The following is a 13,740-nucleotide window of genomic DNA, read 5'->3' as shown; positions in this document are numbered from 1 at the left end:
ACACGACACAATCGTTGTCGTTGTCGTTGTCGTAATCGAAGAGGCGATGCAATTCGTGGTGCGAGAGAATCCGGGGCGCTACGATAACCTCGACAACGACAACGACAACGACAACGACGCTGAAAGCAATTCTTAATCGACTTCCTTAAGGAACTTGCTTAACTTATGAGTGAACCGTTCCTACAACTCGATCGTCATGCCATCATACGCAACCTCGATCCCGGCCGCCTCCAGGGCGTGCCGCTCGGGGCTGTCCTCGTCCAGGATCGGATTGGTGTTGTTAATGTGGATCAATATCTTGCGCGGCCCGGTGAGGCGGCCCAGGTGCTCCATGATACCGCCGCGGCCGGATTGATCCAGGTGCCCCATGGCGCTGCCGGGCTTGTCGCCGATGCCGGAGCGGATCATCTCGTCGTCGGTCCACAGGGTCCCGTCCACCAGCAGGCAATCGGCCTCCTGCATACAGGCGAAGACCTCATCGTCGACGCGGCCCAGGCCCGGGGCATAGAAGAGGGTCCCGTGGGTGCGCTCGTCGCGCACCCGCACCCCAATGTTGTCGCCCGGGACCGTATTGTGACGGTGCGGTGAGTAGGGGGGTGCCTCGCTCTTCAGGGGCACGGCGGTAAAGGTCAGCCCCGCCGCCCCGGGGATGGCGAAGTCGGACCGGTCGGTCAGGACCTCGTGCCAGTTGACCCCGCGAAAGTGGGCCAGGATATTGAAGATGGGGAAGCCGCTGCTGAGATCCTGTGCGATCGCCGCGGTACAGTAGATATCCCAGGGCGCCGTGTGCTCGCGCAACATCAAAAGGCCCGTAGTATGGTCGATTTGGGCGTCCACCAGCAGGATGGCGCGGATGGCGGTATCGCGCACCCGGCGGCCCGGCTGCAGGGCCGGAAATGACGCCAATTGGGCGCGGATGTCGGGCGAGGCATTGAAAAGAATCCAGTCGTCACCGTCGGCACTGACCGCGATCGAGGATTGGGTGCGCGGCGTGGCCCTGATGAGTCCGGCGCGGACCCCTGAACAGTTGGGGCAGTTGCAGTTCCATTGCGGGAAGCCGCCGCCGGCACCGGAACCCAGGACGCGGATATGCATAGGCGGACTGCCGAGGGTGCCGTGGGCGATTGACGGGAGTTCGGTGCTCGGTGAAAGGCCCCGGGAGTCCCCGGGGCCTGGTTGTCGCGGGCGATCTACCGGTTGTTGATATACAGGTTGATCTCGAAGCCCAGACGCAGATCCTCGTAAGCGGGGGTTGACCAGGTCATGTCGGCACTCGCCTCCTGAAAGGTGGTTGGTTGGCTGTAATCCGCGGCCGACCCGAGGGGGGCAGCGACCGACCAAAGCCTGCTCCCGGGCGCGGGGGGAAGCGACAGTTTGGTTGATTCAACACTCAGCAAAGGACGTGCCAGCCGGCTCGGATTGGGCAAGCGCCGGGTCCACGCTTGGTTTCGGCGGCCCCCGCCACCTGCGCGGGAGCGGCGGCGCTGTGCTCTGTGTCAGGGGTGGGACACTCTGCGACCGGTTGCGACGGGCCTGACCGAAGGCCGCGGGAGCACGCCAGCGTCCGGCCTTGTACTCACAGTCGCACGGACCTTCACCGTGACCCGATTGCGCGTTCGCCGTCGGCTGGACGCCCAGCCCCGAGAGGGTCCGGCGGCGCCAGTCCCGGGTCCAGGGCAACTACTGCCGCCGCGGCGGCTTGCGCGTCTCCAGCGGCAATCCCGCCTCCTCCCACCCGGTGGTGCCCTGGGGGTACCAGTAGACCGCGGTGTAGCCCAAGGCGGCGAGCCGTTTGGCGGCGTTCCAGGACATCCAGCAGTCGGCGCGACAATAGACGATCAGCCGCCGGGTGTGGTCCCCGCCGGTCAGGCGCTGGAGGTTTCGCTGCAGGTACTCGGTCAGGTCGTCGGAGATGCTGCCATAGCCGACATTGGGGAGCCAGGTGGAGCCCGGGATGTTGCGGTGGGGCGGCGGCAGCCAGCGGTCGTTGTCTCCCAGGCCGACGGGCATGGGGGGTGCGGGCAGGACATCGATCAGGACGGCGTCGCCGGCGGCGATCATCGCCTGGACCTCTGCGGTCCCGACCGTGGCCGCTCCGGGAACGCCCTGCGGTAACGGCGCGACGAAGGCGTCGATCCGATAGCCTTCGGGGTTGAACAGGGGGGCTGGCTCCTCGGCACGGGGGTTTGCCATGAGGGCGAGGAGACCGGCCAGGGCAATGATGCGGCGCCGGGGCCTGGGGTCAGACGGACAGCGGGTAGAGGGTGGGCATGGCATGTCGGATCTCGACTTGGAAGGAGAATGAGTCAGCGCGACGGGCGAGTAGCAGCAGCGGGTCGCTAAACAGCGTCGCTGCGCGAACATAGGGTGAAGCTGCGACCGCCGGTGTGGGACGCCTGGGCGGCTTGCGCAACGATGATCATGGGGCTATCAGTTGATCGTGGTTGTCGAGCAAGGGGACGCCGTAGCCCTGCAGGATGGTCTGGATCTGCGGCGCGAGGCGTTCCAGCAGGGTGTTCAATTCGTGCTTCCAGGCGGTCTCGCGGGGGCGGATGCCCAATGAGACGCTGAAGGCCAGCGGCACCCCGTCCTGTTGCGCCGGGAGCGGGACCAGGGTGAGCGGCACCGGCTGTTGGCGCGCCGCATAGCCCGCGATGGGACCCCAGATGACGGCCAGATCGAGTTCACCCCGGGCGACATCGTTCACCGCATCGCGCGCCGGGGCATACAAGCGGGTGTCGACCGCCCTTTCATAGGAGCGCGTCTGCCCGAGCAGGTCATAGCGGGTGAGCAGGCTGACCGGCGGGGTGCCGGCCACCACGCCGATCCGCAGACCCTTGGCGGCGGGGTCGTCGAGGCCCTTTAGCGTGAGGCCGGCGGTAACCGTTTAGCCCCCCCTGGGTGCTGGGTGCCAAGGAGTCCCGGCGGGTCGCGGCGGCCTTGATCATAAATCCGGCCATCAGCCCTTGCGGCGGCCCGTCGCGGCCGGGAACCGCTCCGACGCCGTAGGAGCGACCCCGGCTGCGACGCGTGCCAGCCGCGGCCGGGCCGCAATTATGATCACGGCCGGTCGCGGCGATCGGTCAGATGGCAGGTAAGGGCAACGGCGGGGCCTGAAGCCCTTGGCGGCGCTGGCGGACTACCTCGGCCAGATACGGCCAGGGCGAGACGGCGCGTTTGCGACAGGTCTCGATGACGCTGGCCAGGTGGGCGAAGGCGCGGGTGCCCTGCGCGGTGCGGGTCCCCATGCCGATGCGGCGGGCGATGACCCAGTGGCGCAGGGCGCGCTCGGCTTCGTTGTTGGTCAACGGCAACTCCGGATGGTCGAGTACCACCCAGAAGGTGTCCCAGTCGTTGAACAACTCGCGCGCCAGCGCGCGCATCTTCTCATGCGGCGCATCGACCTGACGCAGGCACTCGTCGAGCAGGGCGTTGAGCATCCGCGCATGCCGTGCGCGCAACACCCCGACGGGGGGCGGGGCGCCGCGGGCGTCGTAAACGGCGGCCATCACCGTCGCGATGACCGTCAGGATCTCGCTGCCAAAGCGCTGGGCCGCCGGTTCCAAGCCATCTTCCAGCGCCTGGGCCTTGCGGATCAGGTGGGCCAGGCAGCGCAGCCGTTGGTCCAGGTCGCGATAGGCCCAGAAGCCGTCGCTCATCAACCAGCCGTTGAAGGTCTCGCCGAGCACCTGGCGCACGACCTCCACCGAGCGCTTGCCAACGACGAACAGCGTGGCGGTGGCACAGGTGAACACCCACAGCCACCGCAGCCGACCATGCTCCTTCCAACTGGTTTCATCGGCATAGCGCAGTTCGACATTGCGCACCGCCGCGTAGAGTTCCGCCTCGACCACCGGGGCCACCGCCCGTCCGGCTTCGTGAAGGCACTGGTTGATGGTCGCGCTCGACAACTCCAGACCCAGCCAATCGGACAGAAACTCACGGACCCGCGCCCGCGACAACCGCATGCGCTGGCTCAAGGCGCAGATGAAGGACACTAGCAACGGTCCGGCCAAATGCCACTCGGTCAGGGCCACCGTCCACTCGACCTCGCCCGCCGCGCGCCCCGGCTGCGCCTGCGTCCAGTGGCCGCAATCGCAGCAGCATTCAAAATAGATGTGCTTGGTCTGGCGCAGGAGCAGTCCGGTCGCGCCGGCACCGGGCTGGATCAGCTCGATTTCGTAGCGGGCGTTGTGTGCCCGCGCCACATGAGCATCCGTCAACGCCTGGCCGCACCCCGCACAGCAGGTTGGCCGGTGAGGCTGCTCGGCGTCCACCGGCAGGTGCTGGGTGCGGCTGTGCCCCGGGCTGCCCGGGCGCCGACCGGGGGGCTGGCCGGTGACCGTCCGGTGCGAGCCCTGACGGCGCGGCCGGGGCGCCGCCGGCCCCGCCGGCTCAGCGTCGCCGGGGGTGTCTGCCGCAGCGGCCCCGTCCTGCGACCCCGCGGGGACGTCGGGCTGGCCAGCGGGCGTGTCCTGACCGCCCGTGCCCTCCCACGGCAGCCGCGTGCTCGGTGGCCGCGAACTGTTGGAGGGGTTCTGCCCCAGCCGCTCGCGCGCCGCCTTCAGGTCCGCCAGCGCCTTGCCCAACAGCACCCGCGCCTGCGCCGACGTGAGCGTCTGCAGGTAGGCGTCGTCGAATTGTCTGAGGTCGTGATCGCTCAGGTGCATGGCGGGGGCGTGGCGGCGCTGGCGCACTCTCGTATAGAAGCTTGGGCCATAGTTTGCCAGGACCGTCGAGCTTTGTCGCGTAGGCTTATGATCGTCGGCGAGGCATTCATCCGACTCCCGGCCATCCCGCTGGCCGCGCGGTCGCTGGTCCGCACAGCGGACCCTACGGGCGCGCAGCCTCCCCGTAGGGTCCGCTGTGCGGACCGGGCGTGGCTGGCCGAAACTACGTCACGCCGTCCGCGAGGGGGCTAAGAACAGGGGGGGCTAAACGGTTACGGCCGGCGTCGGCCCGATATATCAGGGTGTAGACGGACCTGTAATAGGGGTTGGTGTTCTGCACCAGGTCATTGACCGCGCTGATCCCCATGATCACATCGCACAGCCGGGTCTGGAGCGTATTGCGGATGAAGCCGACGCTCTGGGGCCACCAGCGGTAATGCAGGGTGCGGTTGAGGTCGCCCGCGATCAGCACGGCGATCCTGTTCTCGAAGCCCTCGAGTTGTTCGTTGGAGAAGGGGAGATTGTTGGGGTCACCGCAGACCGTCAGGTAGCGGCCGGCGCGCGCCTCGTGGTCGGTCGCCCCCTGGGAACCCGGGCTCGCGGCGAGGGCGGCCAGCAGTGCCAGGCCGGGCAAGCACCGGGCCCCGGGGCTGTGGCTCATCCGGCGTGACCCGGTCGGCGGTGCCTCGGCATCGGGTCTAGCCCTTCGGTGCCGGTTCGGGAGCGGGTGCCGCGGCGGCCGGCGCGGCCGGTTTGACCTTGGGGAAGTTCTCCGGGCGGCCGTGGCCGATGGCATTGTCCGCGCGTGCCCTCAGGTAGGCATAGATGTCGCTCAATAGAAGAGCCCGGTGCGCGGGGAGTAGGAGGCCGGCTGCTGGTCCTTGGTGCCCAGGGCGGCCGGGCAGATGCCCTTGGTGTTGACGTCCTCGCCGTTGCGGCCGGTGGAGAATTCCGCCACCGTCTGCGGCCGGCCGGTCTTCATGTCGATACCGGTGGCCCAGTTCACCGCCGGGTCGAACTTCTCGGCGACCAGCAGTTCGCCGGTCACCCGGTCGAGGGTATAGCCGAAGCCGTTGCGGTCGAGGTGGACCAGGGCCTTGCGGGGCTTACCCTGGATCTCCTTGTCGACCAGGATCATCTCATTGACGCCGTCATAGTCCCACTCGTCGTGGGGGTTCATCTGATAGACCCATTTCGCCATGCCGGTGTCCGCATCGCGCGCCCAGATGGTCATGGACCAGCGGTTGTCGCCCGGGCGCTGGGAGGGGTTCCAGGTGCTGGGGTTGCCGGAGCCGTAATAGATCAGATTCAGCGCCGGGTCATAGGAGTACCAGCCCCAGGTGGTGCCGCCGCCGATCTTCCACTGATCGCCCTCCCAGGTGGCGGTGCCGGAGTCCTTGCCCACCGGTTTGCCCAGATGGGTGGTCTTTTCCGGGTCCATCAGGGTGTCGGCGTCCGGGCCCATGGAGTAGCCGCGCCACACCAGCTTGCCGTCGGCATAGGCGACACCGCGGTTGACGGTGTCGCAGCACATCACCGGGATGACGCTGGTATCCTGGCGCGGCTCGTATTTCCAGAGGATCTTGCCTTCGTTGTTCAGATCGAGTGCGAAGACCTTATTGGGGAAGGGGGTGTGGACATACATGACGTCGCCGATCACCAGGGGGCCGCCCTCATGGCCGCGCAGGACGCCGGTGGAGAAGGTCCAGGCGACCTTGAGATCCTTGACGTTGGCGTCGGGGTGCGGTTAGCGGTTACGTCGCCCTTGCCAATACGCAAATGTTATGCCAGGAGATTGCCTCCGCTCGGGGTGGGATCGGTGCCGGGTGCGGCGCGTCCGACCTGGTACCGCGCCCGACCGCGAGGCTGCGCCGGGCACTGGTCCGTGGAGCGCGGCGTGTCACGACTGTGTCACTGATGAAACACTGCGTCCGAGCAACCGATTGGGAGGGGCCAAGACCATGAATGCGCTCTATCCGCCGCTCGCACCCGCCGCGGCCCACGCCCTGGACCTCGGCGCCGGGCAGCGCCTTTGTGTGGAGGAGTGCGGCGCGCCCGCCGGGGTCCCGGTCGTCTTTCTGCACGGCGGGCCGGGGTCTGGTTGTCGGCCGGAGCATCGGCGCTATTTCGACCCCGGCTATTACCGCATCCTGCTCGTCGATCAGCGCGGCAGTGGTCGCTCGACCCCGGCCGGCGGCACCGCGGACAACGCGACCCGCGACCTGGTGGCGGACCTGGAACGGGTCCGCGCCGCCTTGGGCATCGAGCGCTGGCTGCTGTTCGGCGGCTCCTGGGGGGCGACCCTGGCCCTGGTCTATGCGCAGACCCACCCCGCGGCGGTCCTGGGCCTGGTCCTGCGCGGTACCTTCCTGGCAAGGGCGCGGGATCTGAACTGGTTTTTCGGGCCGGACGGGGTGGCGCGGCTGCTGCCGGGGCCTTGGCGTGACTTTCAGGAGGGCGTACCGCCGGCCGCGCGGGCGGACCTGATCGCCGGCTATCATGCCGCTGTGCACGGCGGGGACCCGGACGCGGCGGCGACCGCCGCCCCGGCCTGGTCGGCGTGGGCGGACCAGGTGAGTTCCTGGGGGCGCGCGGCGGCGCCCGCGACCGGGGCCGCGGCCGGACCGGTCCTCAGCAAGGTGCGTATCGAGACCCACTATGCGCGGTACGGCTATTTTCTGGAAGACAATGAGATCCTGCGGCGCGCCGGGCGGCTCCCGGCGGTACCCTTGACCATCGTGCACGGCCGCCGCGACCTGGTGTGCCCATTGGAGGGCGCCTGGGCCCTGCACCAGGCGGTGCCTGGCTCGCGTCTGATGGTGGTCGAGGAGACCGGGCACCTGATCGCGGAGTCGGGGATGATCGATGCGCTGGTCGGGGAGACCGATCGGCTGCGGTCTGTGTTCGGCTGAGTCCGCTCCCGGAGTCTGCGCGCAAGATTGTAGATACAGGTTACCGTGAAAGTCGCGCAGTGCCGCGGGGGACCCTCAGCACCAGAGAATCCCGCCCGTGGCTGGGCATCAAGGCGCCGCCCATCGTCCGGGACAGGCCGCCCGCGGCCTGCGCTAAATGACGCCAAGTTCGACTGTTTCCTAAGTCACAATAGCAACGACAAGCACACAGCACGGACGATTAAGTCACTATTCGCCCAAAGAGGCTTGGCCGCCTGGATTGACGAAGATGAACTTCCTCCAGGAACAAAGGGGCAAAACGGTCTTTCCATTGCCATCCGCCAGCAGCGGGAACTCCGGGGACAGCTGACTTAATTCGAGAAATCCCGGGGAGAGTTTACTTAATTGGAGAGGCGAAGGACTCAAGAAAGCCTTGGTGACCGGTCCGGCTCGCGGTCTCTCGGTCCGCACAGCGGACCCTACGGGCCCGTAGCCGGCCCGTAGGGTCCGCTGTGCGGACCGACGACCTCGCAGCTCACGCGAAGGTCCGACTTGTGATCAAGGCCAGCGTCACCTGTATGGCCGGGAGGTTGCGGCGGTATAACTCATCCAGAAAGGGTGACGGCGTGATACCCGATACTTCGCAGGCCTTGGACTGAGAAATGCGCTGCCCGGCATACCACTGAATTACTGCTGCGATCTTCAACTCTTCAGAGAACGCCTGTAGGGCTTAGACGTAGGGCGGAGAACTCACCTGGATCAAAATTCAAGACGATCTGCGTCATTCTCGAGATAGCCGGAATAACGATGAAGGCTGCCCGCTGGGTGTTCAGGCGGGTAAGGATAGCGAATTCCTGGGGTCGGCGCAGGATCGGGGACGCCGGAGGACGTCCAAGGCTGAAGCCTTGGACTCCAGGATAGCGGCCGCAATGGTGATCCAAGCTGCGGCTAGCCGCCCCCCGTCACTGCAATGGCAAAGGTCTGCTCGAAGCGGCGCCCGGCGCCGTCCTTCACCTCGACCCGCAGGTCACCGGCACCACCGCGGCATCCTCGGCGCGGCCTTGATCGTCCTTCCGGCCGCGATCGGCGAGCGGCGTTGGGTGCGGCGCGCGAACCTTGCGCGAGGATGCAGCGGTATCGCGGTGGCACGGGTGCGCGCGGCGCACCCTCCGGGTTCTTTTGCGAGAACGACGAGCGAGGCCCGCGGCGCCCAGGAGACAGACTTCGACGCGGCCTGGATGGGCACGCCCGCTCGACGGCACGACAGGTCCGGACCGTCATGCGCGGGCTTTTGCCCGTCCCAGGGTGTTCGGGCGACCACCTCAGTCTGGATCGCACCCCTTGATGCTCCGGGAATCTGCGCGCGAGTCTCGGTAGTGGCAGAATAGGCGCCTCGGTCCCGTCGGCTCCCAAGACAGAATCATCCGTTATCTCCGCGCCCGCGCGTCAGATCCTTCAAAGAGCCTAACGCAGTCCCACCCATTCAGGCGGGGGCACCAGTCCCCGCGTTCGGAGTTTCCCCATGAGGTCTAAGTTGTTGCGCGGGATAGCGCTCGCTGTCGGCCTGGCCCTGGCGGCCGGATGCGACAAGCCGGCCGGGTCGGCCGCCGCGGGTCCGGGGGCGGCCAAGCCCGTCCCGGAGGTGGCCGTAGTGACCGCCCAGGCCCAGGCGGTGCCGAACACCCGGGAACTGGTGGGGCGCCTGGCGGCGACCCGCTCGGCCCAGGTGCGGGCGCGGGTCGCGGGGGTCCTGCTGGAGCGGGTCTACACGGAGGGGACGGACGTCAAGCCGGGTCAGGTCCTGTTCCGCATCGATCCGGCCCGCCTGCAGGCCGCGCTCAACGCCCAGGAGGCGGCCCTGGTCCGCGCCGAGGCGGATGCCGCCAACGCCGCCCTGACCGCCAAGCGCTTTCTGGAGTTGCGGGAGAAGAAAACCTCGTCGCAACAAGACCTGGATACCGCCCAGGCGGCCGAGCGGACGACCGCGGCGGCGGTCAAGCAGGCGCGGGCCAATGTCGATGCCGCCCGGCTCGAACTGGGCTTTGCCACCGTCACCGCCCCCATCGCCGGGCGCGCCGGCCGCGCCCTGGTGACCGAGGGCACCCTGGTGGGGCAGGGGGACGCGACCCTGCTGACCACGGTGGATCGCATCGATCCGCTCTATGTCAACTTCAGCCAGTCGCCGGCCGAGCTTGCCGACCTGCGCAAGCTCGCGGCGGCCGGGGCCAAGTCGGCCGCCGAAACCCAGGTCGAGGTGCTGTCACCGGACGGCACCCCCTATCCCCATCCGGGGACCCTGGACTTTTCCGACCTGGCAGTGGACCCGAACACCGGAGCCCTGTCCTTGCGCGCCACCCTGCCCAACCCCGATAAGGCCCTGTTGCCCGGGATGTTCGTGACACTGCGCCTGACCGCGGGAGCCTTGGAGCAGGCCTTTCTGCTGCCCCAGCCGGCCCTGTCGCGGGATGCCCAGGGGGCCTTTCTGCTGCTGGTGGACGACGCCGGCAAGGTCGCCCAGCGCCGGGTCACGAGCCGCGGTATGACCCGCAAGGAGTGGATTGTGACCGGCGACCTCAAGGACGGTGACCAGGTGATCGTCGCCGGGCTGCAAAAGATTAAGCCGGGGGACGCGGTGCGCATCGCGCCGCCCGCGCCGTCGGCCGCGGCAGCCCCGGCGCCCGGTCCCGACAAACCCAAGGCGGACGCACCGCCGACCGCCGCTCAAGGGTCGAAATAACTCATGCCCCGTTTTTTCATCGACCGCCCCATCTTCGCCTGGGTCATCGCCATCCTCATCACCCTGGCCGGCGGTGTGGCCGCACTCAACCTGCCGGTCTCGGCCTATCCGCCCATCGCCCCGCCGCAGATCAGCATCACCGCCTCCTACCCGGGGGCGAGCGCGGAGGTCATGGAGAAGACCGTCACCTCGGTCATCGAGCAGCAGCTCACCGGGGTGGATGACCTGCTCTATTTCGACTCCGTCTCGCGCGGGGTCGGCCAGGCTCAGATCACCCTGACCTTCGAGACCGGCACCAATCCGGACATCGCCCAGGTCCAGGTACAGAATCGCCTGAGTGTGGCCGAGCCGCGCCTGCCCCGGGACGTGGTGCAAAACGGTCTGGTGGTCGCCAAGGCCAACGCCGACTTCCTGATGGTGGTGGCGCTGCGTTCCAGCGACCCGGCGCTCGACAGCAACGCACTCGATAACCTGATCGCGGCCCAGCTCCTGGACCCCATCCGGCGCCTCCCCGGCGTGGGCGGGGCCACCCAGTTCGGCTCCGGCTACGCCATGCGCATCTGGCTCGACCCCGACAAGCTGCGCGGTTTCGGGCTCAGCGCCGCGACGGCCCTGGCGGCGGTCGTCGGCCAGAACATCCAGGTGGCCGCCGGCAACATCGGCTCTATGCCGGCCCTGCCCGGCCAGGGCTTCACCGCCTCGGTGACCGCCGCCAACCGCTTCACGACCACGGACGAGTTCGGCGAGATCATCCTGCACGCCAATCCGGACGGCAGTAATGTTCAATTGAAAGACGTCGCCCGCATCGCGCTCGGGGCCGAGTCCTTCGGGCGCGACGTCCACCTGGGGGCGGACGCGGTGGCCGGCTTCGCCATCCAACTCGCCCCGGAGGCCAATGCACTGGAGGTGGCCGCGGCGGTGCGGGCCAAGATGGACGAGTTGATTCACTATCTGCCCGCCGGGGTGTCGTGGCTGAGCCCCTATGACAGCACCCAATTCGTGCGTATCTCTATCCAAGAGGTCGTCAAGACCCTGGTGGAGGCAGTCGTCCTGGTCTTTCTGGTGATTCTGCTGTTTCTGCAGAACCTGCGCGCCACGCTCATTCCGACCCTGGTGGTGCCGGTGGCGCTCACCGGGGCCTTTGCCGGCATGTTCCTGGCGGGTTTCTCGATCAATGTGCTGAGCCTCTTCGCCCTGGTGCTGGCCATCGGTCTGGTGGTGGACGACGCCATCGTGGTGGTGGAGAACGTGGAACGGCTGATGACCGAGGAGGGCCTGTCGCCCAAGGAGGCGGCACGCAAGGGGATGGACCAGATCACCGGGGCCGTGATCGCCATGACGCTGGTGCTGGCGGCGGTCTTCATCCCGATGGCCCTGGTGGGCGGCAGCGTGGGGGTCATCTACCGCCAATTCTCGCTGACCATCGTGATTTCCATGGGCATCTCCGCCCTCATGGCGCTGAGCTTCACCCCGGCCCTGTGCGCCACCCTGCTCAAGCCCGCCCATGAGCCCAATTGGTTCCTGCGCGGCTTCAACCGCGGCTACAACGCGATTGCCGGGGCCTATCTGCGCCGCGTCGCCAAGGCGATCCGCCACACGCCGCGCTGGATGGTCTCGTTTACCGCGCTGCTGGTCCTGGCCGGCTGGCTCTTCACCCAATTGCCGTCTGGCTTTCTGCCGGAGGAGGACCAGGGCTATGCCTTCGCCATCGTGCAATTGCCCCCCGGGGCCACCATGCAGCGCACGACCGCGGTCTTGCAGGAGATGGACCAGATCCTGCGGAAGAACCCGGCGGTCGACCGTGCCATGCTGGTGGCCGGGTTCAGCTTCGTCGGCCAAGGGGAGAACGTGGCCCTGGGCTTTATCCGGCTCAAGGACTGGGATGTCCGCACCAAGCCCGCGGAGCAGATCAAGGCCTTCATCCCGGCCATCAACGGCGCCCTGCAGGCGGTCAAGGGGGCGCGTATCTTCGTGGTCAACATGCCGACGGTGCGCGGGCTCGGCCGCTTCGGCGGCTTCGACTTCCGGCTACAGGACCGCGCCGGTCTGGGCCACGCCCAGTTGATGCAGGCGCGCAATACGCTGCTCGGCGCCGCGGCCAAGGCCCCGGATTTGGCCGGGGTCCGCCCCAATCAATTGGAGGACGGACCCCAGGTCCGCTTCACCGTGGACCGCCTCCAGGCCCAGGCCATGGGGCTCGACCTCGCCGACATCTATGGCGCCATCAAGCTCATGCTGGCCCCGGTCTATGCCAATGACTTCAATTACCAGGGGCGGGTGCTCAAGGTCTTGCTCCAGGCCGATGCCGCCTTCCGCAGCCGCCCCGAGGACCTGGCGCGCTATTTCATCCCCAGCCAGGGGGGCGGGCTGGACGATATGGTCCCCTTGAGTTCAGTGGTGAGCGCGGACTGGACCCTGGCCCCGCCCGCCATCGATCACTACAACGGCTTCGAGGCGATCCAGATCAACGGCGGCGCCAGCCCCGGTCACAGCTCCGGCCAGGCCATGGCGGCGATGGAGAAGATCGTCGCCACCGAGCTGCCCCCGGGGATCGGCTTCGAGTGGTCCGGGGCCTCGCTCCAGGAGATCATCTCCGGCAAGCAGGCGCCCATCCTGTTCGCCCTGTCGCTGGCCGTGGTCTTCCTGGCGCTCGCCGCGCTCTATGAGAGCTGGTCGGTGCCGGCGGCGGTCATGCTGGTGGTCCCGCTGGGCGTGTTGGGGGCACTCTCATTCACCTGGCTGCGCGGCCTGGAGAACGATGTCTATTTCAAGGTCGGGCTGATTGCGGTCATCGGACTCTCGGCCAAGAACGCCATCCTCATCATCGAATTCGCCAACACCATGCACCAGTCGGGGCGCGGCCTGTATGAGTCGGTCATGGAGGCCGCCCGGCTGCGCCTGCGCCCCATTGTCATGACCTCCATCGCCTTCATCCTGGGCGTCACGCCGCTCGTCATCTCCAGCGGCGCCGGGGCCAACAGCCGCCACGCCATCGGCACCGGGGTCATGGGCGGAATGGTCGGCGCCACGCTGCTGGGGGTGCTGTTCGTGCCGGTCTTCTATGTGGTGGTGCGGCGCCTGCTCGGGGACCGGCTGGAGGGGGACAAGGCGCAAGGGGCGGGTGCGGACGCCTGCGGTCAGACAGAGGAAGGTCCGCAAGGCAACGCAACCCAACGCGGCTAGGACGCGGCGGCACTCGGTGCCGCCGGTCTCGATCAGGATTCGGGCCTTAGGGTGGACAAGGTCGCAGGGTGGACAGGCGCAGCGCAGTCCACCGACTCTCGCGCCTGCGGACGCGAGAAAGACGCGGTCCTGTCGATCGCATGGGTCCCCAGGAGAGGCGCGGCGGGACCTCAGCTCAGAATGCTATAGGCAATGATGATCGGTGCGGTGAACGCGATGGCGACGGCCACCATCTCGCCGAGGCTCAGTTCTTTCAGAT

11 protein-coding genes and 1 pseudogene are annotated in these 13,740 nt (G+C 67.7%); 3 read left to right on the top strand and 9 right to left on the bottom strand.

Translation table 11 applies throughout. The features are described 5' to 3' along the window. Positions 1 to 180 precede the first annotated feature (180 nt). From pqqB to THSYN_RS32605, 8 genes and pseudogenes are all read right to left on the bottom strand, one after another. The gene (gene pqqB, locus THSYN_RS32635; protein WP_100923208.1) at positions 181 to 1,095 is read right to left on the bottom strand and encodes a pyrroloquinoline quinone biosynthesis protein PqqB; all 915 of its coding nucleotides are present in this window, start codon (positions 1,093 to 1,095) and stop codon (positions 181 to 183) included. A gap of 95 nt (positions 1,096 to 1,190) precedes the next feature. Beyond that, the gene (gene pqqA, locus THSYN_RS37565) at positions 1,191 to 1,265 is read right to left on the bottom strand and encodes a pyrroloquinoline quinone precursor peptide PqqA (protein ID WP_100923330.1); all 75 of its coding nucleotides are present in this window, start codon (positions 1,263 to 1,265) and stop codon (positions 1,191 to 1,193) included. Positions 1,266 to 1,680: 415 nt separating this feature from the next. Then, positions 1,681 to 2,277 carry a PQQ-dependent catabolism-associated CXXCW motif protein gene (locus THSYN_RS32625; RefSeq protein WP_157818102.1) on the bottom strand — a complete coding sequence of 199 codons (597 nt, stop codon included), beginning with the start codon at positions 2,275 to 2,277 and terminating at the stop codon, positions 1,681 to 1,683. A gap of 142 nt (positions 2,278 to 2,419) precedes the next feature. Then, the gene (locus tag THSYN_RS32620; RefSeq protein WP_157818101.1) at positions 2,420 to 2,818 is read right to left on the bottom strand and encodes a type 2 periplasmic-binding domain-containing protein; all 399 of its coding nucleotides are present in this window, start codon (positions 2,816 to 2,818) and stop codon (positions 2,420 to 2,422) included. Between the two features lie 265 nt (positions 2,819 to 3,083). Continuing rightward, complete coding sequence (gene tnpC / locus THSYN_RS32615; RefSeq protein ID WP_100918359.1) at positions 3,084 to 4,670, bottom strand: IS66 family transposase; 1,587 nt, start codon at positions 4,668 to 4,670, stop codon at positions 3,084 to 3,086. A gap of 223 nt (positions 4,671 to 4,893) precedes the next feature. Then, on the bottom strand, positions 4,894 to 5,331 hold the full coding sequence (locus THSYN_RS32610; RefSeq protein ID WP_100923205.1) for a hypothetical protein: 438 nt from the start codon (positions 5,329 to 5,331) through the stop codon (positions 4,894 to 4,896). A gap of 37 nt (positions 5,332 to 5,368) precedes the next feature. Next, entirely contained in the window at positions 5,369 to 5,506 is a 138-nt protein-coding gene (locus THSYN_RS34660; RefSeq protein ID WP_157818100.1) for a hypothetical protein, read from the bottom strand. Then, positions 5,506 to 6,402, bottom strand: a pseudogene (locus THSYN_RS32605) (PQQ-binding-like beta-propeller repeat protein); the annotation flags it as partial. The pseudogene THSYN_RS32605 and the gene THSYN_RS34660, both read right to left, overlap by 1 nt. 229 nt (positions 6,403 to 6,631) lie before the next feature. On the opposite strand from THSYN_RS32605, the gene pip reads away from it, so the two are divergent. Continuing rightward, complete coding sequence (pip, locus tag THSYN_RS32600) at positions 6,632 to 7,582, top strand: prolyl aminopeptidase (RefSeq protein WP_100923204.1); 951 nt, start codon at positions 6,632 to 6,634, stop codon at positions 7,580 to 7,582. A gap of 514 nt (positions 7,583 to 8,096) precedes the next feature. Here pip and THSYN_RS32595 read toward each other — a convergent pair. After that, the gene (locus tag THSYN_RS32595) at positions 8,097 to 8,267 is read right to left on the bottom strand and encodes a UPF0175 family protein (protein ID WP_236849069.1); all 171 of its coding nucleotides are present in this window, start codon (positions 8,265 to 8,267) and stop codon (positions 8,097 to 8,099) included. A gap of 816 nt (positions 8,268 to 9,083) precedes the next feature. Here THSYN_RS32595 and THSYN_RS32590 point away from each other — a divergent pair. Both THSYN_RS32590 and THSYN_RS32585 read left to right on the top strand, forming a co-directional pair. Continuing rightward, a complete protein-coding gene (locus THSYN_RS32590; RefSeq protein ID WP_100923203.1) occupies positions 9,084 to 10,298 on the top strand; it encodes an efflux RND transporter periplasmic adaptor subunit in 1,215 nt (404 codons plus the stop codon). Positions 10,299 to 10,301: 3 nt separating this feature from the next. Then, on the top strand, positions 10,302 to 13,481 hold the full coding sequence (locus THSYN_RS32585; protein WP_100923202.1) for a multidrug efflux RND transporter permease subunit: 3,180 nt from the start codon (positions 10,302 to 10,304) through the stop codon (positions 13,479 to 13,481). Positions 13,482 to 13,740 lie beyond the last annotated feature (259 nt).

Origin of the sequence: Candidatus Thiodictyon syntrophicum, assembly GCF_002813775.1 — a bacterium.
GTDB classification, from domain to species: Bacteria; Pseudomonadota; Gammaproteobacteria; order Chromatiales; family Chromatiaceae; genus Thiodictyon; species Thiodictyon syntrophicum.
This window is presented reverse-complemented; position numbering and strand designations above follow the sequence as displayed.

What these genes read in the sequence shown, in the direction of transcription:
- THSYN_RS32625 (WP_157818102.1), bottom strand. Translation starts at nt 2,277, where the DNA reads ATGCCATGCCCACCCTCTACCCGCTGTCCGTCTGACCCCAGGCCCCGG.
- pqqB (WP_100923208.1), bottom strand. Translation starts at nt 1,095, where the DNA reads ATGCATATCCGCGTCCTGGGTTCCGGTGCCGGCGGCGGCTTCCCGCAA.
- THSYN_RS32610 (WP_100923205.1), bottom strand. Translation starts at nt 5,331, where the DNA reads ATGAGCCACAGCCCCGGGGCCCGGTGCTTGCCCGGCCTGGCACTGCTG.
- pip (WP_100923204.1), top strand. Translation starts at nt 6,632, where the DNA reads ATGAATGCGCTCTATCCGCCGCTCGCACCCGCCGCGGCCCACGCCCTG.
- THSYN_RS32585 (WP_100923202.1), top strand. Translation starts at nt 10,302, where the DNA reads ATGCCCCGTTTTTTCATCGACCGCCCCATCTTCGCCTGGGTCATCGCC.
- tnpC (WP_100918359.1), bottom strand. Translation starts at nt 4,670, where the DNA reads ATGCACCTGAGCGATCACGACCTCAGACAATTCGACGACGCCTACCTG.
- THSYN_RS32590 (WP_100923203.1), top strand. Translation starts at nt 9,084, where the DNA reads ATGAGGTCTAAGTTGTTGCGCGGGATAGCGCTCGCTGTCGGCCTGGCC.